Raw genomic sequence first — 23,301 nt, 5'->3', positions numbered from 1 at the left:
ATACAACTTAAATAAATATCATATGTATAATTTACTAAAAGGAAAAAAAGGTATCATCTTTGGTGCTTTAGATGAGAATTCCATAGCATGGAAAACAGCTGAACGTGTACATGAAGAAGGGGGACAATTTGTCCTTACTAATGCCCCTATAGCTATGCGTATGGGAAAAATAAATGAATTAGCAGAAAAAACAGGAGCTCAAGTAATTCCTGCTGACGCTACCTGTATGGATGATTTACAAAATTTGGTAACTAAAGCAGTGGAAATACTTGGAGGGAAACTGGATTTCGTATTACATTCCATAGGAATGTCTGTAAATGTACGTAAGAATATTCCTTACACAGAATCCAATTATGATTTTTATGCTAAAGGTTGGGATGTATCAGCTCTTTCATTCCACAAAGTATGTCAGGCTCTTCATAAGAACGACGCAATGAACGAATGGGGAAGTATTGTTGCTCTTACCTATATCGCTGCACAACGTACTTTCCCTGATTACAATGATATGGCAGATAATAAAGCCTATTTGGAATCTATTGCTCGTAGTTTTGGATATTTTTATGGGAAAGATAAAAATGTGCGCATCAACACTATCTCTCAGTCTCCTACTCCTACCACTGCCGGTCAAGGAGTAAAAGGATTTGATGGTTTTATTACTTACGCTGATATGATGTCTCCACTTGGTAATGCTACTGCTGATGACTGTGCTAATTATACTGTATGCCTTTTCAGTGACCTTACCCGTAAAGTAACAATGCAAAACCTCTATCATGACGGAGGCTTTTCCAAAGTTGGAGTAACTCCTGAAGTGATTGCTTATATTAACAAATAAAAACCTCTTTTCTTTAAAGTAAGAACTATCATTATTTACTGTGCTTATAAATAATGATAGTTTTTTAAATTGTAATCAATTCTTATAAATTCTATGGAACCTTTCAATAAAGAAATTTTTGAACTATTCCAACAAAAATTAAAAGTAGGGAATCGAAGAGGAGTGCACCTAAATGCTATTCCAAATAATTCTCGCTATAAGTTTGACTTGGCTAGACTTTCTGTTATTTTTAAAAGCCTACCAGAGCGTTTCGTTTTAGATTTACTTACTCTAAAGAATCTTAAGTTTACTTTTTCTCTCTATGATACTCCTTCTACTGCTATAGATAATCGTTCTTATACTACAGAAATAATGCAGGATGTTCCTACAGAGGAAAAGTTTAATAGAGCTATAGTTAAAAGAATTGATAATTCTGCAGAGAAAAATAATGAGAGAGAAAGTCTATTGGAAAAATTATCCACAAGTATGGACAATCTCATTTTCCAAGGTGATGCCATTTTTCAGGAAAAAGGTATTAATTCCTTAGGATTTGGCTTCCCTATTTTAGCGAGAAGAGATTTTGCTGATGGACAGATCACAGTGGCTCCGATCCTTATTTGGTCGGTCAGGATACGACCAACTTCACAGATGAATACTTGGGAAATTAGCCGTACTGAGGATGACCCTATTTATATTAATGAAGTACTTATCAACCATCTACAAAATGATTCTGGTATTATTATCAATCCTATTCCTGAAGAGATGCTGGAAGATGGAAAGATAGACAAACCAGAACTGTTCAAAATATGTACTGATCTTCTCAATCAATTAAAGATTACACAAAATATTGATTTTATAGAAAATAATTATACAGAAATTCTTCCTATTAAACCAAAATCTATTTATGAAAAACTACTTTATGAGAAAGGACAAGCAATTATAGAAAAATCAGGACTTTTTTCTATTTTCGAAGTACAGAAACAGAATATCATCAATGATTATGAAACTCTAAAAGATAACTTTAAACCAATAGAAATTAATTCTAAACAAGATTTTCAATCTTATTCTTCAGTTCCCACGGACCCTTCTCAACAGGAGATATTGGAGGGATTACGCACCCAATCACATATCCTTATACAAGGTCCTCCTGGTACAGGAAAAAGCCAGACTCTAACTGCTATTCTTATCAATGCTCTTGAGAATAAACAAAAAACATTAGTAGTATGCGAAAAGCAAACTGCCTTAGAAGTACTCCATAATGCTCTTAAAGAACGGGGGTTAGGAAAATATACCATCCTTATCAAAGATAGTATTACTGATCGGAAATTAGTAGTAGATGCCCTAAGAAATACCCTTGATAGTGCTACTTTTAAAAATGCTATAGAACCATATCCAGAAAATATCAGAAAGGAGCAAACAGAAAGTATAGATTCTTTGAAAAATGCTATCAACCTACATCACTCGACACTCTTTTCTCCTATTCTCTCTCAAGAAAACTGGACAGATATCTCTGGAAAAATCCTTGAATATGAGGCTATAAAAACTCCTATTGACTTATCTGTACTAGCACTCTCCTTCAATGAGAAAGAATATGCATCTTTAAAAAATATATTAGAAAGAGCTCAGGAACTTTACATGCCTTTTACTCCTTACGAAGAAAATTATTTATATAATCCTGAAGAATTAATTCACAAATCATTACAACAAACCTTTCATAATATAGAAGAAGCATTCCTTTTCTATAAAAATGAATGGGGAAAAATATTATCCCTTTATAAGGAATATGAATGTGATTACAAAAGAATGCGCCAAGAAGAATTTGCCCATCAACTAAAATACTTGAACCAATACATCAATGAAATAGAAACGCTTACTACCCTTTTGCCTCTTGATGCAGATGAATATAATAGAAAGAAAACAGGAAGTCTTTTTTATAAAATAAGCACCCTGTTTTCTTCTACTAAGAAGGAAGTGCTTGTCAATCAAAAGCGCCTATTATGGCTCTTCCAAGAAATCAAGAAAATAAGTCTACATTCTAACTTCCCTACTATATCCCTCTCTGACAACTTATATTCAAACAAAGAAAATATTCTATTATATAGGAAAGAAATAGATAATGCAAAGCAAAACTTTGAGAAAAATATTATAAATGATTTTAGAACATTAGACATTTGTACTTTTTTTGAAATAAAATATTCCAATGAAACTCTAAAAAATCTTATTTTTAATATTAGATCCTTAAAAGAAAAAATAAAATTAGATAATTATGTTTCTCATAAAGATTTTGGTAGTACTTTCTTTGAATTTGAAGAAATAATAAAAGCTATTTTTACTCAATATGATCAATATCAAGAGGACAAAAACAATCCTCTTTTAATAGGCTATGAGTGGTTCTCCTTCTACTTCCCCTTAAATAACCTTCAAAAACAATGTATTTCCCTTCTACAAAAGGCAGGAGCCAATCATTGGGAAGCCTCCTTTTTATATGCCTACTATAAAATGTTCTTACTTAAAGAATCAGAAGAGAATATTCCCTTTTCCGCAAAAATCTATGAAGATTTTAAAAAGAAAATACAACACTTCACTCTTTTACAGAAAGATATAATTCAAAGATATTGGGATAATGCTCAGCAAGTTGCTGTTAAAAACTTTGAAACTAATCATAAAGATCTTACTGTAGCCAACTTATATAATAAACGCAAAAGTGAAAAACACAATAGGCTTACTCTTAGACAAATTGCCAAGAAAGATATAGACCTACTCACTACTTTCTTTCCTATTATCCTAACCACTCCTGATGCCTGCTGTAACCTGTTCCAAGGAGAATATTTTTACTTTGACTATGTTATTTTTGATGAAGCTAGTCAATTGAAATTAGAAGATAACCTTCCTGCCATACTTAAAGGAAAAACAGTTATTATTGCAGGAGATGAGCATCAGATGCCTCCAAGTAATTATTTTAGTAAAATTTTTGAAGGAAACTATGAAGATGAAGAGGACATGGAAGACGAGGATGAAGTTCTTGTAAAGAATTCATTACTTTCCATAGAATCCTTACTTGATTTTGCCTTAGAATATAAGTATGACAAGCATTATTTAAACTTTCATTATCGTTCTAAACATCCATATCTGATAGACTTCTCCAATATAGCCTTCTATAAAGGTATGCTCCGCCCCTTACCTTGTTTTGAATCCATCTCCCCTATTGAATTTTACCAAATTAATGGCATTTTTCATGAACACATCAATGAACAAGAGGCACTCAAAGTAATTGACATATTAAGAAATATCCCTCAAAAACCTGATGGCTCTTACCCCTCAATAGGAGTAGCCACTTTCAACATCACACAACGAAATTTTATTCGAAAAAAACTCCTCTCTTTGCGTAATAATCCCAAGGAAGAAGTTTTTGCTCAAAAGCTAAACCTATTGGAACAAGCAGGGCTCTTCATTAAGAATTTAGAAAATATACAAGGAGATGAACGTGATATTATTATTATATCCATCACCTATGGTAGAAAAAAAGATGGTAGATTTATTCAAAGTTTTGGACCTTTGAACCATCAGAAAGGATATAAACTTCTAAATGTAATTATCACTCGTGCTAAGGAAAAAATATATATATGCAACTCAATCCCAGAGGAATTTTTCATGAATTATGCAGACACATTAGCCCAAGAACAATCCAATAACCGTCGTGCCGTTCTCTATGCATATCTTGCTTACACCAAATCTATTAGTGAAAATAATGAACTCGAACGACAAAAAGTATTACAAACTCTTGCACTGTATGGAAATAATCAAAAAGAAGAAACTTCCGTCGGACAACTCCTATTTAAAGAACAGGTATTTCTATTACTAAAAGAAAAATTTCCTTCACTTACCCTTACTAAGGACAAGCCCTTTGGTGGATACACAATAGACATTTTTATAGAAAGGGAAAAAGAAAAATCCATCGCTATTGAATGTATTAGCAAATCTATCTATCAAAATAAAATGGGATATTTAGAAGATATACACAAAGAACAGATTCTCACCCAAGCCGGACTTTTCTATATGCGTATTCATGCTGATATGCCAATAAAAAACTATCTTACCGCACTTGAAAAATTCTTAAATAACTAATGAAACGAAAAATTATACTTACTCAAGATGGCTCTTCCACCATAGAAATAGAGGAATGGAAAGAACATTACCATTCTACTCATGGGGCTATAGCAGAATCCTATCATGTATTCATCAAAAATGGGTTATCCTTATTCAAGGGAAAAAAAGTACATCTTTTAGAAATAGGATTAGGAACAGGTCTCAATGCCTTTATTACCTTTTTAGAACATAAAGGATTTGAGCAAACTATTCACTATGAAGGAATAGAAGCTTATCCTTTAACAGAAAAAGAGATAAAAAACTTAAATTATACTGACAAACTTAATGCTCCTGATAAAATGTCTGTTTTCAATATGATACATCAATCTCCCTGGGAACAGATTATAGAACTCTCCCCTACTTTTACCTTTAAAAAACGACAACAATTTTTTGAAAATATCTCTGATAAAAGCAAGTTTGACATAATCTACTTTGATGCTTTTAGTGCACGTGTACAGCCTGACCTATGGACAATACCCATTTTTGAGAAAATGTATCAAGCTCTAAAAAATGAGGGGATATTAGTTACTTACTCCTCTAAAGGAAGCGCGCGAAGAGCTATGATAGAGGTAGGATTCCAAGTAGAGAAACTTCCCGGTGCGATGGGAAAAAGAGAGATGCTTAGAGCTTATAAGAATGAAAAACATAAATGATTTTTCTTACATAAAAATTTTTCCTTACAAATATTTGTTTTTTAAATAAATAGTTGTACTTTTGCACTCGGAATTGGTAATTAAAGAGGTAGAGGGCAGTTAAGTCCTCTTTTTTTATAATAACATGAACTTAAAAGAACGAGTTAAATATTTGATAGATAAGGCGTTGAAAGAGAACCCTTCTTTATTTCTTATTGAATATTCAATAGGAAAAGGTAACCTTATCAAAGTAATCATTGATGGTGATAATGGTGTTAATATTGATGATTGTGTGATACTAAGTCGTGCCATTGAGCATAATTTAGACAGAGAAGAGGAGAATTTCTCTCTGGAAGTAAGTTCTTGTGGTATTTTTGCTCCTTTAACCCAAGAAAGACAATATATAAAAAATATAGGACGTGAAGTAGAAATAGAAACTACAGAAACAAAATATATAGGGGTTATCAAAGAAGTTCATGAAGGGAAAGTTTCCTTAGAAGTAACCTCTCACCAACCTAAAGCTAATGGAAAAGGGAAAACAACTATTACTGAAACCATAGTGCTACCTATTAATAATATTAAAGAAACAAAATTAAAATTAAAATTTTAAATACTTTATGGAAAATAATCTAGACTTGATTGAATCCTTTTCAGAATTTAGAGACGATAAACTTATTGACAGAGAGGCACTCATGTCAATATTAGATGAAGTATTCAAAACTGCTTTAAAAAAGAAATATGGTTCCGATGAGAACTTTGATATCATCATCAATCCTGACAAGGGAGATATAGAAATATGGCGCAACCGTATTATTGTAGATGATGGGATGGTAGAGAATCCTAATGCTGAAATTCCTTTAAGTGAGGCTCTTAAAATTGAATCAGATTTCGAAGTAGGGGAAGAAGTTTCTGAAGAAGTAAAAATCAGTCAATTAGGTCGTCGTGCTATTTTAGCTTTACGACAAAATCTGATTTCAAAAGTACATGAATATGATAATAATACTATCTATAAAAAATTCAAGGAACTCATTGGAGGTATTTATACTGCCGAAATCCATCATATAAAAGGAAAAACTGTTATTCTTCTAGATGATGATGGAAATGAAATTCTTTTACCCAGAGATAGACAAATACCTTCTGACTTTTTTAAGAAAGGAGAAACAATTAAAGGAATCATTGAATCTGTAGATTTTAAAGGTAACAAACCTGCAATTATTCTCTCTCGTACTTCTCCTCTATTCTTAGAACGCCTTTTCGAACAAGAGATACCAGAAATTGCAGATGGACTCATTACAATACAAAAAGTAGCTCGTATTCCCGGAGAAAAAGCTAAGATCGCAGTAGATTCCTATGATGACCGTATAGATCCTGTAGGAGCATGCGTGGGAGTGAATGGAGCACGTATTCGTAGTATTGTCAGAGAATTAGGCAATGAGAACATTGATGTTATAAATTTCTCTAACAATATTAGCTTATTTATTAGCAAAGCATTAGCTCCTGCGAAGATTACCTCTATTACTGTAAATGAAGAAACTAAGCGTGCAGAGGTACTCTTAGCTTCTGAGGAAGTTTCCAAAGCCATTGGTAAAGGAGGAAGCAATATTCGTTTGGCGAGCATGCTCACTGGTTATGAAATAGATGTATTCAGAGAAGGAGCAGAGGAAGATATAGAACTCTCTGAATTTGAAGATGAAATAGAACCATGGATAATTGAAGAATTTCGCCGCATAGGTCTTGATACTGCAAAAAGTGTATTAGAATATAGTGCCGAAGAGTTAGAAAAACGAGTAGACTTAGAATTAGAAACTATTCAAGATGTATTACGCATTCTTAAAGAAGAATTCGAAAACTAAGTATACAATAAAACTAAATATATATAACACCACAATCAGAAAATTAAAAAACGAGCTTAGAATTTATGGCTGAGGATAAAAGACTAAATAAAGCAGCAAAAGAATACAATATCTCTACAGATAGAGTTGTTGAGTTTCTTAAATCAAAAGGGCATACCATTGAATCTAAACCAAATACAAAAATTCCGGCAGAACTCATTATTTTGCTAGATAAAGAATTTGGTTCAGATAAGAGCCGTCGTATGGCTTCTCAAGAGATAAGTGAGGAACAACGTAAAGAAAAAGAAGCCATCCGCCAAGAGTTATTGGAAAAAGAAAAGCAAGAGAAACAAAAAGAGCAAGAAATTATTCGTGCTAAAGCATCTATTGCAGGAACTAAAATTATTGGAAAAATTGATTTGGAAGAACCTAAAAAAGTAGAATCTAAAAAAATAGAACCTACTAAGGAGGAAACTCCAGCTGCTGAAAAATCTACAGAAAACAATACTATTACTCAAACTGTAACTCAAGAGGATTTTCTACCTCAAGAAAAGGGAGAAGTAAAAAAGGAAAATAAGCACAAACATAAGGATAAAGAAGAAAAAAACACTCTTTCCAAACAAGAAAAAGACTTTAAGAATAAGAGTAGAGAACTTCTATCCGGAAAAACTGTGCCTCCTAAAGAAACTGCTAAAAAAGAAGAAAAAAAGATACAGCCCGAACCTGAAATAGGTATTATTGAAACCAAATATACTAAACTTACAGGGCCTAAACTCGTGGGTGAAAAAATTGACTTATCTCAATTTGAACGTCCTAAAAAGAAAAAGAACGGAAAAGAAAAAGATAAAAATACTTCTATCACAACTGAAGGAAAACAGAGTAAACGTAAACGTAAGCGTATTTCTTCTGAAAAAGAAAATGCAGTTACTCCTCCTATTCAGAAGAACAATCCTCATAATAAGGATAGAGATAAAAGCAATAAAAAACAGAAAAAAGATAATAAACCCTTTATAAAAGTAGAGCCTACAGAGGAAGAAGTACAAAAACAAGTAAGAGAAACTCTAGAAAAATTACAAGGAAAATCAATCAAATCTAAAGGGGCAAAGTATCGTAAAGAAAAACGTGACACTCACCGACATAAAAATGAGGAGGAAATAGCACTACAAGAAAAGGAAAGTACTATCTTACGTGTAACAGAATTTGTTACCGTGAATGAACTCTCTACAATGATGGATGTTCCTGTAAATAAGGTTATTGGAGCATGTATGTCATTGGGAATCTTTGTAACTATGAACCAGCGTTTGGATGCTGAAACCCTTTCTATTGTGGCAGATGAATTTGGATATCAAATAGAATTCTCTACTGCTGATATTGATGAAGCAATCCCTATAGAAGAAGATAATCCAGAGGATTTAGTACCTCGTGCTCCTATTGTTACTGTAATGGGACATGTTGACCATGGTAAAACTTCCTTACTTGATCACATTCGTAATGAAAATGTAATTGCTGGAGAAAGTGGAGGAATCACTCAGCATATTGGAGCCTATTCTGTAACTCTTAAACGAAGCAAACAACGTATTACATTCTTAGATACTCCAGGACACGAAGCTTTTACTGCAATGCGTGCTCGTGGAGCTCAGATCACAGATATTGCTATCATTGTAATTGCTGCTGATGATGACATCATGCCACAAACTAAGGAAGCTATTAGTCACGCTCAAGCGGCAGGAGTACCTATTATCTTTGCTATTAATAAAATAGATAAACCTACGGCTAATCCTGATAAAATAAAAGAACATTTAGCTAATATGAATCTTTTAGTAGAAGAATGGGGTGGTAAGATACAATCTCAAGATATTTCTGCTAAAAAGGGAATCGGTGTAAGTGACTTGCTCGATAAGGTTCTTTTAGAAGCTGAAATACTAGAACTAAAAGCAAACCCCAACAAACATGCTGTAGGAACCATAGTAGAAGCTGCTCTTGACAAAGGTCGTGGATATGTTTCTACCGTATTAGTACAAGAAGGAACACTTAGAATAGGGGATTATGTATTAGCAGGAACCCATTCTGGAAAAATTCGCGCTATGCAGGATGAGCGAGGGAGAAATGTAGAAGAGGCTATTCCTTCAACTCCTGTTACCATTTTAGGGCTTGATGGAGCTCCTCAAGCAGGAGATAAGTTCTACGTATTTGAAGATGAGAAAGAAGCAAAACAAATTGCTGCTAAGCGTACTCAACTTCTTCGTGAACAATCTGTACGTACACAACGTCATATCACCTTAGACGAAATTGGTCGTCGTATTGCTCTTGGCGACTTTAAAGAACTTAACATCATCCTTAAAGGAGATGTAGATGGTTCCGTAGAAGCTCTTACAGATTCTTTCCAGAAACTTTCTACTGAAGAAATTCAAGTATCTATTATTCATAAGGGAGTGGGTGCTATTACTGAATCTGATGTATTATTAGCTTCTGCTTCTAATGCAATCATTATCGGCTTTAATGTTCGTCCAATGTCCAATGCACGGGCTTTAGCAGAAAAAGAAGAGATAGATATTCGCACATACTCTATCATCTATGATGCTATCAATGATCTAAAAGCTGCTATGGAAGGAATGCTATCTCCTGAAATGAAAGAAGAAGTTACAGGTACTGTAGAGATACGAGAACTTTTTAAGATTTCAAAGGTAGGCACTATTGCGGGATGTATGGTTACCGATGGAAAAATATATCGTAATTCCAAAATACGCTTATTACGTGAGAATGTTGTTGTCTATACAGGTGAACTTTCTTCCCTTAAGCGTTTTAAGGATGATGTGAAGGAAGTAAGCAAAGGATATGACTGTGGATTACAGATAAAGAATTACAATGATATCAAAGAAGGAGATGTATTAGAAGCCTTCCAAGAAATAGCTGTTAAGAAAAAACTATAAATTTATGGAAATAAGTCCTTCAATAGCTAAAACTATAGCGGGTTTATTATTAGATATTCATGCTATTAAGCTCAGCCCTAAGAAGCCTTTTATATGGGCTTCAGGGTGGAAATCTCCTATCTATTGTGATAATCGTATGTTGCTCTCTTATCCAGAAGCACGAGATAAAGTTGCTATTATTATAAGTGCCTTTATTAAAGAGAAATATCCTGAAGTACAACTTATAGCAGGAGTAGCTACAGGAGCTATTGGCATAGGAATGCTCGTAGCTGATAGGCTTGATCTTCCTTTTGTATATGTTCGTCCTGAACCTAAAAAACATGGTAGACAAAATCAAATAGAAGGAAATTTCACTCAAGGAGAAAAAACAGTAGTAATAGAGGATCTTATCAGCACTGGAATGAGTAGTTTAGGAGCTGTAAAAGCCTTACGTGAAAGTCAATTAAATGTACTAGGTATGGTTGCTATCTTTTCATACCTATTCAAAATTGCTAAACAAAATTTCACCAAAGAAAATATTCCTCTAGACACTCTTAGTCAATATGATGCTTTATTAGAAGAGGCTAAAGATAGAAACTATATCTCTGTTCAAGAAATAGATATTTTAACTAAATGGCGCTTAGCTCCTGATAAATGGGATTAATATGAAAATAACTTCTCCTCCTGTACAAGTTCTTGAAAGAGACACTCTTCTATTTAAAAAGTTAGAAAATGTATCTAACTTTGAGTATCTAATGCCTAATAATTTAGCTCATTTTTCTATTAGAGGTACTCATTCCTTTTCCTTTGCATTAAAAGGAATGCCTGAAATTTTTTTAGAGAAAAAAAAATCAATCCCTTCTATAGAACTTATTTATGGAGCTCCTGAAGGTAAATTACCTTTTATTCTATCCATACAACTAAATAGAATAAATGAAGTAGTAACACAGATCATCTATACCTTTGAAGGAAATTTCAATCCTGTGATATCTATGATGGTGAAAGCTCCTATTACTAAGCTCCTAGAAACAATGGCTGAAAAAACAAAATCCTTATGAAAAGTTCCAAACAATTAATGCTTATCTATGGCTTTCTTTCAGGGATTATCAGTATAGGACTTGTCTTATTACAATATTTTACCAATTCTTATAATAGTTCCTCTTTAATAAAATTGTTTTTTGGAATTTTCCCTGTATTTATGCTTTCTTTATTTATTTTTTTAGGAATTTACCAAAGTAAAGAAAGAAGTTTTCGCCAAATGCTCAAGATAGGTTTAGGTATTTCTCTGTTATTCTCTATAATTACAAGTATTTTTTGGGTTATTTTTATCAAGTATATCCATCCTGATCTTTTAAATACTCTCAATACTATTCAGTTAGAAGTGTTCATCACAGAAAATCCCAATGCTACTCCTGAAGAAATTACCCAGTTAAAAGAAAGTATGGAAAAGGGGAAATCACTATGGGCGCAATTCAATTTTTCAGTAGTAAGTAATATGCTTTTTGGGTTTATCATTTCCTTATTAAGAAGTTCCTTTTCAAAAATTGTTCAAAGACAAAGATAACTAAAACTCAAATCATGCAAATATCGGTAGTTATTCCCCTATTCAATGAAGAAGAATCTTTACCTGAACTTTATCAATGGATTACGCAGGTAATGAATCAAAGAAGTTTTTCTTATGAAATACTCTTTGTAGATGATGGATCTAAAGACCTTTCTTGGAAGAAAATACAAGAAATTAGTGCAAGGGATTCTCACATCAAGGCTATTCGTTTTCTAAAGAATTATGGTAAGTCTCAGGCTCTCAATGCTGGATTTGCCAAAATACAAGGGGATGTAGTCATTACTATGGATGCTGACTTACAGGATAGTCCCGAAGAAATACCTGTTCTTTATCAAATGATTACTCAAGAAGGATATGACCTTGTTTCTGGATGGAAGAAAAAACGCTATGATCATATACTTACGAAGAATCTCCCTTCCAAGCTCTTTAACTGGGCAGCACGAAAAGTATCCGGACTTACCTTACATGATTTCAACTGTGGACTCAAGGCTTACCGAAAGGAAGTCGTCAAAAATATTGATGTAAGAGGAGAAATGCATCGTTATATTCCCGTATTAGCAAAATCTGCTGGCTACGAAAAGATTACAGAGAAAGTAGTGCAACATCAAGCACGGAAATATGGGAAGACAAAATTTGGCGTAGAGCGCTTTATTAATGGTTTTCTGGATTTACTTACTATTGGTTTTCTTTCTAAATTTGGCAAACGTCCTATGCATTTATTTGGAGCTTTAGGGGTTTTGATGTTCTTTATAGGCTTCTGTTTTGCTTTCTATTTAGGAATAGATAAACTCTTTATCAATCCATATAACCGGCTAATTACGAACCGCCCAGAATTTTTTATTGCTCTTTCTACCATGATCATAGGTACTCAATTTTTTCTCACAGGCTTCTTAGCTGAACTTATTCTAAGAAGTCGAGACCCAGAACCTAGATACCATATTAAAGAATCTATCAATTAAAAATTTAATTATATGCACCGTCTTTGTATTATTTTCTTAATTCTAATAGCTTGTAATGGATCCTCTCCGAAAGAAAATACATTAGCTACAGAAACACAACAAAGTACCTCCGAAAAAGCACCTGCTACCGAAGGAATACGTTATCAAGGGATTCTCCCCAGTACCAATGGTAAAGGAGTAGACACTACCATCATTTTAAAAGAGAATAATAATTATACAATAACAGAGACCTTCTTAGAAGATGGACGTACCCATACAGAGAAGGGTATTTTTGAGTGGAATGAAAATGATAAAACAATTGCCCTTATAGGGGAGAATAATAAAAAAACTTTCTATAAAGTAGATGCACAGGTACTTATATTCCTCAATGACAATAACCCTAACAAAAAAATGACAGCAGAAGAAGAAGAGCGCTACTCTCTACACCAAAAATAACTCCTTATAAGTATGGCAATTCCTATCTATTGTATGCCTGGTATGGCCGCTAGTTCTCGCATATTTGAGCACTTGAACGTGCCTAAAGAATATGAAATGCATTTTCTGGAATGGGTCGAACCTAATCCAAAAGAATCTCTCAAACAATATGCTAAACGTATAGCCCAACAAATTACTCTTCCCTCACCCATTTTGATAGGAGTTTCCTTAGGAGGAATACTTATGCAGGAGATAGCCTTACTTATCCCTAACTATCGTAATATTATTCTTATTTCCAGTATAAAGTCTGAGAAAGAACTCCCCCATTGGATGCAATGGTGTAAAAGATTGAAACTTCATCACCTCCTACCCTTAAGAAGATTAGCTTCTATACAGTTTTGGAAAAACACAAAACGATATAAAAAACTGTATGTTAAATATATAGGATTACATACCGCTAATTACTTAGCATGGTCAGTACAAGAGTTATTGGATTGGAAAGCACCTAACTCTCTTAAGAAAATTATTCATATACATGGGGACAGAGACCCCATTTTCCCTATTAAAAACATTAAAGAATGTATAGTACTTCCTAAAGGTACACATATTATGATCATCAATCGTTTCCGTTGGCTTAATGAACAATTACCTAAGATACTAATGACTAACGATTTGCAATAAACAAATTAATTATACTTAATAGCATTAATAATTTTTAGAAAAAATATTTTTTAGATATAGTAAAAAATATTATTTTTGCACCAAATTTGTAAGTAGATGAGCGTTATCTATATGTTGATTTCTATTAGCACAATAGTAGTGGGCTTATTCTTATATCTATACATACGTGCCATACACAAAGGCCAGTATGATGATGTGGAAAGTCCTGCCATACGAATGCTTTTTGAAGATGAATTAATAGAAAACTCCTCTTCCACTGAATCAAACCAAGAAAATTCTTCTCACCACAAAAATAAAAATGAAAAGCAAAAACAACTTAAAACTTGCTAAAATCATTTTTTATGGAAATGGAACAATTTTACTACGACAACAAAATTGTTAAAAACTTCATCTATGCAACTCTTTTTTGGGGAGTTGTAGGAATGGGAGTGGGCTTAGTCCTTGCATATCTATTCCTATTTCCTACAATGACTGAAGGTATCTCGTGGTTAAGTTTTGGGCGTCTGCGTCCATTACATACTAATGCAGTAATTTTTGCTTTTGTAGGAAATGCGATCTTCGCAGGAAGCTACTACTCAATACAACGTCTGCTTAAAGCTCGTATGTATAGTAACTTTCTGAGCAAACTAAACTTCTGGGGATGGCAACTTATTATTTTAGGCGCTGCTATTACTTTTCCAATGGGAATAAGTACTTCCAAAGAATATGCAGAGCTTGAATGGCCTTTTGATATCGCTATTGCCATTGTATGGGTAGCATGGGGTGCTAATATGATAGGTACTCTTATCAAAAGAAGACAACGTCATATTTATGTAGCAATTTGGTTTTACTTAGCTACTTTCGTTGCTGTAGCCTTATTACATATCTTCAACAGTTTAGAGTTTCCTATATCCATCACTTCTATGAAAAGTTACTCCGTATATGCTGGAGTGCAGGATGCCCTTGTACAGTGGTGGTATGGACATAACGCAGTAGCTTTCTTTCTTACCACACCTTTTCTTGGATTAATGTACTACTTTGTACCCAAAGCTGCCGAACGCCCGGTGTACTCTTATCGGCTTTCTATCATACACTTTTGGAGTTTAATATTTATCTACATGTGGGCAGGACCTCATCATCTGCTCTATACCGCACTCCCTGAATGGGCACAGAATCTTGGTGTTGTCTTCTCTGTAATGCTTATAGCTCCTTCATGGGGAGGTATGATTAATGGACTACTTACCCTTCGTGGTGCATGGGATAAAGTGCGTACCGAGCCCGTATTAAAATTTATGGTGGTGGCTATTACTGGTTATGGAATGGCTACCTTCGAAGGACCTACCTTGGCTCTCAAAAATGTAAATGCTATAGCTCATTTTACTGACTGGATTATTGCTCATGTACACGTGGGAGCACTAGCTTGGAATGGATTTCTTACTTTTGGTATGATTTACTACCTCGTTCCTAAGATGTGGAAAACCAATCTGTACTCCGTACGCCTTGCAAACATACACTTCTGGATAGGTACTTTAGGAATTGTTTTCTATACTATTCCCCTTTATATTGCAGGATTTACTCAAGCCTCTATGTGGAAACAATTTACTCCTGACGGTAATTTAGTATATGGTAACTTTCTCAATACTGTGAATGCCATTATGCCTATGTATATTATGCGAGCCATCGGGGGGACTCTTTATATTGTAGGAGCTATCCTCGCTGTAATTAATGTAATACAGACTATCAGATATGGGAAGAGAGTTACAGATGAGCTTGCTCAGGCACCAGCCTTGACTCCTATTAGCAAAAGGAGGGTCGCTGGAGAAACCATCCATCATTGGCTTGAAAGGAAACCCGTACAAATGACTATTTGGGCAACTATTGCAGTAGCTATAGGAGGAGCTGTACAGATTATTCCTACCCTATTAGTAAAAGAAAATATACCTACTATTGCTGAAGTAAAACCTTATACCCCTTTAGAATTAGAAGGAAGAGACCTATATATTCGTGAAGGGTGTGTAGGATGCCATACTCAGATGGTACGCCCATTCCGTAGTGAAGTAGAACGTTATGGAGAATATTCAAAAGCAGGAGAATTTGTATATGATCATCCATTCCTATGGGGAAGCAAGCGTACAGGTCCGGACTTACATCGCTTAGGAGGAAAATATAATGATAATTGGCACTTCAATCACATGCTCGATCCTAGAGAAACTTCTCCCGGAAGTATTATGCCTGCCTATCCTTGGCTTATCCAAAATGAGCTAAATACTGATAGAATTATTCAAAAAATGCGTACCTTAGCAAAACTTGGTGTTCCTTATAATGAAGCAGACTTCCAGTATGCTCAAAAGAATATAGAAGTGCAAGCACGTGCTATTGCCAATAGTCTAAATAATGATCCCAAATTCGTAGCAAGCTATGAAAAATCAAAGAAAAATGCTGAAATTCGCGGTGAAAAATTTCTTCCTATAGAAAAGCGTGAGATTGTTGCCATGATTGCCTACCTACAACGATTAGGTGTAGATATTAAAACAAAGAAAGAAACAACCCAAAAATAATAATTTGTTATGATGAAGTTCATAAAACACCACATGGAAACAATTAGTGGAGTATCTATCTACCCCATCATTTCATTAATTATTTGCTTTACTTTTTTTGTACTTCTTTTTTGGTGGGTCCTTTCCTATAAGAAGAAAGATTTGAATGAGATCAGTAACCTCCCTTTAAACGACGACGAACAAAACAACAACTTTTTATGAGAAATTTATTAGCTTTAATACGTATTCTTATCATTGTAGGGCTTGCTGCCTTATCACTTGAATACATATATGGGACAGAAGAAGCTTCAGCTATTGTCTCTATCCCTGCTATCGATATATTTTTAGGTTTTCTTACCTTAATCCTCATTGCTATTGAGATGGTCAATTATCGAGTAGAGGATATTATAGACCACCTGCTTACCGATGAGCAAAAACGACAAAGAGAAGTCCAACAACAAAATAGCTGGTTAGGGCGCCTTTATCAAAAGATGTTAGATCAGAAACCTCTTGAGAAAGAATCTGAAATTATCCTTGACCATAATTATGATGGTATTCAAGAACTTGATAATAATCTTCCTCCTTGGTGGACTTACCTTTTCTATGCTTGTATAATCTTTGCTATAGTCTACTTACTTAGATATGAAGTGTTTGGAGGAGACAGCCAGATTACAGAATATAACAAAGAAATGAATGAAGCTAAGGTTACCATCGAAGCATTTAAGAAAGCAAATCCCAACTTAATAGATGCAGATAATGTTACTCAACTGACTGATGATGCAGATATCCAAGAAGGGAAAAATATTTTCCAAGCTAACTGTATGATGTGCCATGCCCCAGATGGAGGTGGAGGTATAGGACCTAATCTTACAGATGATCATTGGATATTAGGAGGTGGCATTAAGAATGTTTTTCATACCATTTCAGAAGGAGGACGTGAAGGGAAAGGAATGGTAGCGTGGAAAGCAACTCTATCAGCTAAAGAACGCCAACAGGTAGCCAGTTATGTACTCTCCTTACAAGGGACTACTCCTGCAAGCCCCAAAGCACCTGAGGGAGATGTTTGGAAAGAATAAACTGAGATTGTTGAATAGTTTCTCTCATATTAATAGAAGAGATGATAATTTTTGGAATATCATCTCTTTTTAATTTATAATAGCCTCTTGTATTACTTGCTGTATTTTAGCACGAATATTTTCAGTAATAAGTTTTTTATTATCTGAAGTAGGAAATGTACGATTAGAAAGAAAAACATATATTGTTTGTGTTCGAGGATCTGCCCAAGCAAAGGTTCCTGTAAAGCCAGTATGACCAAAACTCTCTGGGGATACACAGCCACAGGTATACCCTATCTGTCCATCTAATTGAGGTTTATCAAATCCTAATGCCCGACGATTGCGATCTGAAATAAAGTAAGTCTTATTAAAGGCATCAAAAGCATTAGCTGAAAAATAACGAATCCCTCCATAATATCCTTTCTGCAAATAGAGTTGCATCATCTTAGCAACATCATTAGCTGTCCCAAAAAGACCTGCATGTCCTGCAACTCCACCGAGCATAGCTGCTCCTTGATCATGTACATATCCTCGTATGAGTTGTTGTCGAAAATTTTTATCCTCTTCAGTAGGAGCTATTTGTGATTTCAAAAAATGTTGTAATGGTAAATAAGTAAGTTGATAAGCTCCCATACTTCCGTAGAAGTCCTTTTGAATAATCTCATTCAAAGGTTTCCCTTTTTGTAATTCTATATATCGCTGAAAAATATAATAGGCAAGATCACTATAAAGGTATTTTTTTTGTTTAATCAAATCACTTTGTGCTATAGAAGCTAAAATAGTGTCGCGATAATGTTCTTTAATAAAAAGATTATCAGCTACTTGAGTAGGATATTTACTACTCAATGTAGGGCTATATACCTCATTAGAAAGTACCTTTGTTTTGCTATCTATTGTAGCACGATAAAATGGTAACCAAGACTGTAATTGACCATAATGAGAAAGAGCCTCCTTTACCGTAATATTAGCCTTATTGGTTCCTGAAAGTATAGGTAAGAGTGTAGCCAAGGTAGTGTCCAACTTAATTTTTTGTTTATCATACAATTCTATAAGTTCAGGAAGAGTTGAAAGAATTTTAGTAAGAGAAGCTAGATCATAAAGAGTATTATTAGTAACTTGATCAGAAGTAATATCATAAGTACATCTTCCAAAACTTTTATTATAGACAACTACTCCTCTACGAGCCACTAATATTTGGGCAGAAGGGGTCATTTGTTTTTGTATTGCCTCTGTAATAATAGAATCAATCTTATAGAATTTGTTAGAATTCATTCCTGCATTCTCAGCCAAACCATATCCTAACCGTTTAAGGCTCCGAGTGGGTAGGCTTCTCCCAAAGAGAATATCCTTATGTACTGTTACAGGTAATACTCCTTCAAAGGGTAATGCTCCATAAATGAGCTGAGCTGCTTTCTGTTGTGCTATAGAGGCATTTTGATAAGCCATCACTATAGCTCCGATTTGTTTTACATTAGGAACATCTAAAAGAGCATAAGGCTTTACAAAAAAAGTAAGAATAACCTCCTTTTGAGAAGCTATTTTCTGTAGTAGAGTGAGTTCTTGAGCATTAAGCTTATATTCAGCCCAAGGGTTTGTATTGGAACGATGTACCCCAATAACAATACGGTCGTAAGGAGCCATCTCTTTACTAAGAGCTCCCCAAGAGCTACTTTTCAGTTGTACTACATCTTGATAATAACGCAAATTTTTAAAAAACTCCCAACCACTATCGTCTCCAAACTTAATATAAGCAGTTCTTTTTGTAGCCAAATCTTTCAAAGGAAGAATATTTCTATTATTTTGTACCAAAGTAATTGCCTTTTCATAAATTTTCTCAGAGAGAAGTTCATCTTCTTTCATATTAAGATCCTTAGTAAGATTAGTAAGAGGAATAGGTTTATACTTATTAAGTCCTACCCAGTACTTAGCTTTAAGAATTTTTTTAACAGAGTATGCTAAACGATATTCATTAATTACTCCTGTATTATAAGCATTTTTAAGAGCTTCAATCCCTTTAAGAGGGTCTGAGGACATAAGGAGAACATCATTTCCAGCTAGAAAAGCTTGCAAATCCACCTGTGCAGTATCTGCATAATCGGCTACTCCTTTCATTCCTAAAGCATCAGAGAAAATAATTCCTTGAAAATTCATTTGTTGTTTGATGATCCCTGAAACTATTTTATAGGATATAGATGCCGGTTTTCCTTCATCTAAAGCAGGTACATTAAGATGCCCTACCATTAAGGAAGCTACTCCTGTGTGAATAAGTCGCTCAAAAGGATAAAATTCAGTAGTTTCTAATCGTTCTTTAGAAAAAGAAACTGTAGGAAGTGTTTTATGAGAATCCTTTTCTGTATCCCCATGTCCAGGAAAATGTTTAACACAAGCCAATACTCCCATACTTTGCATGCCTTTAGTGAAAGCGATTCCTTTTTGGGCTACATTAAATTTACTCTCTCCAAAAGAACGATTTCCTATAATAGGATTCTTTGGATTGGTATTAATATCAATATCAGGAGCAAAGTCAATATGAACCCCTAATCGTTTGCAATGTTGGGCGATACGAATACCTGTCTGTTCTACCAAGCCGTTATCTTTAAGAGCTCCTAAAGTCATATTCCAAGGGAAGGCATAAACAGAATCTAAGCGCATTGCTAACCCCCACTCAGCATCCATAGCTATAAATAATGGAATTTTTGACTTCCTTTGAAATTCATTGGTAAGTTTAGCTTGAGCTACAGGAGTCCCTTTTGAAAAAATAATTCCACCTATATAATGTTTCTCTATCAGTTCCTTAATAGGTTTATTTTGTTTAGAAGATTGAGAACTAAAGGATTGCACCATGAATAGTTGTCCTATCTTTTGCTCTAAACTCATTGTTTTATAGATGCTATCTACCCAATGTGTTTGTGCTTGATCATCCTTAGTACGAAGTGGATCTATATTTTGAGAGATTGAAAAAAAAGGTATAAAAAATAATAAAGTAAATGATTTCATTTCGTCTCTTATTTAGAAAGCAAAAATAAAGAAAATAAATTCTCTTGTCAAGATTTTCTTTTCCTCACAAATTCTATTTATTAACGATAAAATTGTTAATTTTTTAGGATGAAATAATTCAGATATAAGATAATTAAATATTTTTTATGGTATTCATTTTTAACTTTTAACTATTCCCTTTTTTGCTTAAATTTGTCTTTTCTAAAAATATATCAGAATGGCAAAGACAAAAACCGCTTTTTTCTGTCAGAATTGTGGAGCACAATATAGTAAATGGCAAGGACAATGTTATGCTTGTAAGGAATGGAATACTATAGTAGAAGAAGTAATCCAAAAAGAAGAAAAACATGAGTGGAAAAAGAATGATGAGGAAGATGATACCCTCCGCTCAAGGAAAACGAACAAATATATTCCCTTACATGAAATCACCACTGAAAAGGAAATGCGCTTGGATAGTGGTGACCAAGAACTGAACAACGTTCTTGGGGGCGGGATTGTACCTGGTTCAGTCGTACTCATAGGAGGCGAACCTGGGATAGGTAAGAGTACGCTGCTGCTACAAATCGCCATGCGTATGCCCTACAAAACTCTATATGTATCGGGCGAGGAAAGCCAAAAACAGATCAAGATGCGAGGGGAGCGTATCACCAATGCTCGTAACAATTGCTATATACTTACAGAAACCAAGACCCAAAACATCTTTCAACAGATAAAAGGCCTTGACCCTGAAATCCTTATCATAGATTCCATACAGACACTCCACTCGGACTATATAGAGGCTTCAGCTGGGAGTATCTCCCAGATTCGAGAATGTACAGCAGAGCTCATCAAGTATGCCAAACTCACGGGAGTACCTGTGATCATCGTAGGGCATATCACCAAGGACGGTACCATAGCAGGCCCTAAAATATTAGAACACATGGTAGATACGGTCTTACAGTTCGAGGGCGACCGCAACCATGTATTCCGTATCCTCAGAGCTCTGAAAAATCGCTTTGGCTCTACCTCCGAATTGGGCATCTATGAGATGCTCTCCACAGGTCTTAGGGAAGTGAGCAACCCCTCCGAAGTACTCCTTTCCAAGACTGATGAGAATAGCTCAGGCACAGCCATAGTGGCTACTATAGAAGGTATGCGTCCGCTCATGATTGAGATACAAGCCCTTGTGAGCAGCGCTGTATATGGCACCCCTCAACGCTCCACCACAGGTTTCAATGCCAAGCGCCTGAATATGCTTCTTGCAGTACTGGAAAAGCGTGCCGGTTTCCGCTTAGGCAGCAAGGACGTGTTCCTAAACATCACAGGAGGTATCTCGGTAGATGACCCTTCCACCGACTTGGGCGTGGCTATGGCTATCCTCTCCTCCAACGAAGATGTGGCAATCCCTAAGACCTTTTGCTTTGCTGCCGAAGTAGGCTTAGGGGGAGAAATACGACCCGTACAGCGCGTAGAACAACGTATCTCGGAGGCAGAGAAATTGGGATTCAACACTATCTTTATCTCCAAATACTGCAAACTCACCGCTACCAAAAGCAATATCAATGTCATTGCCTATGCCAAAGTAGAAGAGGTCATCGCTCACCTATTTGACTAACTGAAATATTCTGACAAGGTACTCATAACTAGAAGTTTTGGAAGGAATCACTACCAAAAACACTCCGTTCTGTAAGATAATTTTAATTTGTAATGCTATGAAAAACTATTTATTCCCCTTTTTATTCCTTTACTCTATTGTTATATGGAGACAAAACGATCCTTTACCGAGAAAAATTAAAAAAACACATAGAACAATAGGCGATTTTTCTGGAAAAGTAAAATCTATAAACTATATTAGCTGTAGTGTTATAGATAATAGAAATACCATAAGAACATTTCGTGAAGTTTATGACAATGAATATCTTTATTTATTTGATGAAAAAGGCAATATAACTCAAACTTATAAATATGATAATTCAAACAAACTCATAGAAGAGAAAAAATTTCTATACTCTTATAATGAAAAGAACTTACTTACAAAAGAATTATATTATAAAAACAATGATCTGATAAGCAGCTATACTTACAAATATGACGAGCACACCAATAAAATAGAAGAAACCTATGAAGATACTCAAAAAAACTACAAATATCTAAGAAAATATAAATATGATGACAAAAACCGTCTCATTTTTGTAAAAGAAAAAAATACTGATAGAGAAGATACACTCAATATTTTCAAAAGAACTTACAAAGATGACTTACTAATAAAAGAATGTTACGCAGAAAAAAGCTATTCATATACCTATACTTATTTCTATGAAAATAAAAAATTAAAAACTAAAAAGGAAGAAAATAGCAGTTTCGCAGGATGCTATACTACAGATGTAGAAAAAATATATAGATACAATGACAAAGAACTTCTTATATCTTGTGATATCTATGTAGGTCATAAATTACAAAATAATATAGCATATGAATATGATGAGAAAGGAAGAGAAATAAAAAATGTCTATACTTTTCCTGATAATAGTCAATATAATTCTTATACTACATACCAATACGATAGAAAGGGAAATTTGATTGAAGAAAGTAATAGCCGTCTTTCTCAAAAAATAATTTATTTTTATGACGAGCATGATAATTGGGTCAAGCAAGAAGTATATTACAATAACAAACTATCCCATATCTACGAAAGAACTTTTACCTTTTACAAATAAAATTTTAATACTAAACGTGTTTAAACTTTTTTGAGGAACTTGGAGATAAACCCTAATAGAAGCATTCCAATCCAAGTTACATCAAGATA

The 23,301-nt window shown here is 34.4% G+C and carries 19 protein-coding genes; 18 read left to right on the top strand and 1 reads right to left on the bottom strand.

Translation table 11 applies throughout. The features are described from left to right. The first annotated feature begins 22 nt into the window (after positions 1-22). The 16 genes from VJJ03_RS05395 (at position 23) to VJJ03_RS05320 (ending at position 17,540) form a co-directional block, all read left to right on the top strand. The gene (locus tag VJJ03_RS05395; RefSeq protein WP_009745530.1) at positions 23-832 is read left to right on the top strand and encodes an enoyl-ACP reductase FabI; all 810 of its coding nucleotides are present in this window, start codon (positions 23-25) and stop codon (positions 830-832) included. Between the two features lie 93 nt (positions 833-925). Further along, entirely contained in the window at positions 926-4,936 is a 4,011-nt protein-coding gene (locus tag VJJ03_RS05390; RefSeq protein WP_323974305.1) for an AAA domain-containing protein, read from the top strand. Continuing rightward, the gene (gene mnmD, locus VJJ03_RS05385) at positions 4,936-5,610 is read left to right on the top strand and encodes a tRNA (5-methylaminomethyl-2-thiouridine)(34)-methyltransferase MnmD (RefSeq protein WP_009745528.1); all 675 of its coding nucleotides are present in this window, start codon (positions 4,936-4,938) and stop codon (positions 5,608-5,610) included. The genes VJJ03_RS05390 and mnmD overlap by 1 nt, the downstream gene beginning before the upstream one ends. A 124-nt stretch (positions 5,611-5,734) precedes the next feature. Next, positions 5,735-6,199 carry a ribosome assembly cofactor RimP gene (gene rimP / locus VJJ03_RS05380; protein ID WP_323974303.1) on the top strand — a complete coding sequence of 155 codons (465 nt, stop codon included), beginning with the start codon at positions 5,735-5,737 and terminating at the stop codon, positions 6,197-6,199. Positions 6,200-6,206: 7 nt separating this feature from the next. Beyond that, complete coding sequence (gene nusA / locus VJJ03_RS05375) at positions 6,207-7,442, top strand: transcription termination factor NusA (RefSeq protein ID WP_009745526.1); 1,236 nt, start codon at positions 6,207-6,209, stop codon at positions 7,440-7,442. A 65-nt stretch (positions 7,443-7,507) separates the two neighbouring features. Next, entirely contained in the window at positions 7,508-10,351 is a 2,844-nt protein-coding gene (gene infB, locus VJJ03_RS05370; protein WP_009745525.1) for a translation initiation factor IF-2, read from the top strand. Between the two features lie 4 nt (positions 10,352-10,355). Continuing rightward, a complete protein-coding gene (gene pyrE, locus VJJ03_RS05365; RefSeq protein WP_323974301.1) occupies positions 10,356-10,994 on the top strand; it encodes an orotate phosphoribosyltransferase in 639 nt (212 codons plus the stop codon). Between the two features lies 1 nt (position 10,995). Next, a complete protein-coding gene (locus tag VJJ03_RS05360) occupies positions 10,996-11,388 on the top strand; it encodes an SRPBCC family protein (protein WP_323974299.1) in 393 nt (130 codons plus the stop codon). Next, the gene (locus VJJ03_RS05355) at positions 11,385-11,894 is read left to right on the top strand and encodes a DUF4199 domain-containing protein (protein ID WP_323974298.1); all 510 of its coding nucleotides are present in this window, start codon (positions 11,385-11,387) and stop codon (positions 11,892-11,894) included. Before VJJ03_RS05360 ends, VJJ03_RS05355 begins: the two co-directional genes overlap by 4 nt. 14 nt (positions 11,895-11,908) lie before the next feature. Continuing rightward, the gene (locus VJJ03_RS05350) at positions 11,909-12,853 is read left to right on the top strand and encodes a glycosyltransferase family 2 protein (RefSeq protein ID WP_323974296.1); all 945 of its coding nucleotides are present in this window, start codon (positions 11,909-11,911) and stop codon (positions 12,851-12,853) included. A gap of 12 nt (positions 12,854-12,865) precedes the next feature. Then, on the top strand, positions 12,866-13,288 hold the full coding sequence (locus VJJ03_RS05345) for a copper resistance protein NlpE (RefSeq protein ID WP_009745520.1): 423 nt from the start codon (positions 12,866-12,868) through the stop codon (positions 13,286-13,288). Positions 13,289-13,300: 12 nt separating this feature from the next. After that, on the top strand, positions 13,301-13,948 hold the full coding sequence (locus VJJ03_RS05340) for an alpha/beta hydrolase (RefSeq protein WP_009745519.1): 648 nt from the start codon (positions 13,301-13,303) through the stop codon (positions 13,946-13,948). Positions 13,949-14,044: 96 nt separating this feature from the next. Continuing rightward, on the top strand, positions 14,045-14,278 hold the full coding sequence (locus VJJ03_RS05335) for a cbb3-type cytochrome oxidase assembly protein (protein WP_323974294.1): 234 nt from the start codon (positions 14,045-14,047) through the stop codon (positions 14,276-14,278). An 11-nt stretch (positions 14,279-14,289) separates the two neighbouring features. Then, on the top strand, positions 14,290-16,485 hold the full coding sequence (gene ccoN / locus VJJ03_RS05330; RefSeq protein WP_040358034.1) for a cytochrome-c oxidase, cbb3-type subunit I: 2,196 nt from the start codon (positions 14,290-14,292) through the stop codon (positions 16,483-16,485). 9 nt (positions 16,486-16,494) lie between these two features. Beyond that, entirely contained in the window at positions 16,495-16,686 is a 192-nt protein-coding gene (locus VJJ03_RS05325) for a cbb3-type cytochrome oxidase subunit 3 (protein WP_009745516.1), read from the top strand. Then, the gene (locus VJJ03_RS05320; protein ID WP_323974291.1) at positions 16,683-17,540 is read left to right on the top strand and encodes a cbb3-type cytochrome c oxidase N-terminal domain-containing protein; all 858 of its coding nucleotides are present in this window, start codon (positions 16,683-16,685) and stop codon (positions 17,538-17,540) included. Before VJJ03_RS05325 ends, VJJ03_RS05320 begins: the two co-directional genes overlap by 4 nt. 69 nt (positions 17,541-17,609) lie before the next feature. On the opposite strand, the gene VJJ03_RS05315 is transcribed toward VJJ03_RS05320, so the two are convergent. Next, positions 17,610-20,516: a glycoside hydrolase family 3 N-terminal domain-containing protein gene (locus VJJ03_RS05315; protein ID WP_323974290.1), complete on the bottom strand. Its 2,907-nt coding sequence runs from the start codon at positions 20,514-20,516 to the stop codon at positions 17,610-17,612. A 217-nt stretch (positions 20,517-20,733) separates the two neighbouring features. Here VJJ03_RS05315 and radA point away from each other — a divergent pair, with 217 nt between their 5' ends. After that, the gene (gene radA, locus VJJ03_RS05310; protein ID WP_323974289.1) at positions 20,734-22,110 is read left to right on the top strand and encodes a DNA repair protein RadA; all 1,377 of its coding nucleotides are present in this window, start codon (positions 20,734-20,736) and stop codon (positions 22,108-22,110) included. Between the two features lie 97 nt (positions 22,111-22,207). Continuing rightward, the gene (locus VJJ03_RS05305; RefSeq protein WP_323974287.1) at positions 22,208-23,212 is read left to right on the top strand and encodes a hypothetical protein; all 1,005 of its coding nucleotides are present in this window, start codon (positions 22,208-22,210) and stop codon (positions 23,210-23,212) included. Positions 23,213-23,301: the final 89 nt, after the last annotated feature.

Source organism: Capnocytophaga sp. G2, from assembly GCF_035282625.1.
Taxonomy (GTDB): Bacteria; Bacteroidota; Bacteroidia; order Flavobacteriales; family Flavobacteriaceae; genus Capnocytophaga.
This window is presented reverse-complemented; position numbering and strand designations above follow the sequence as displayed.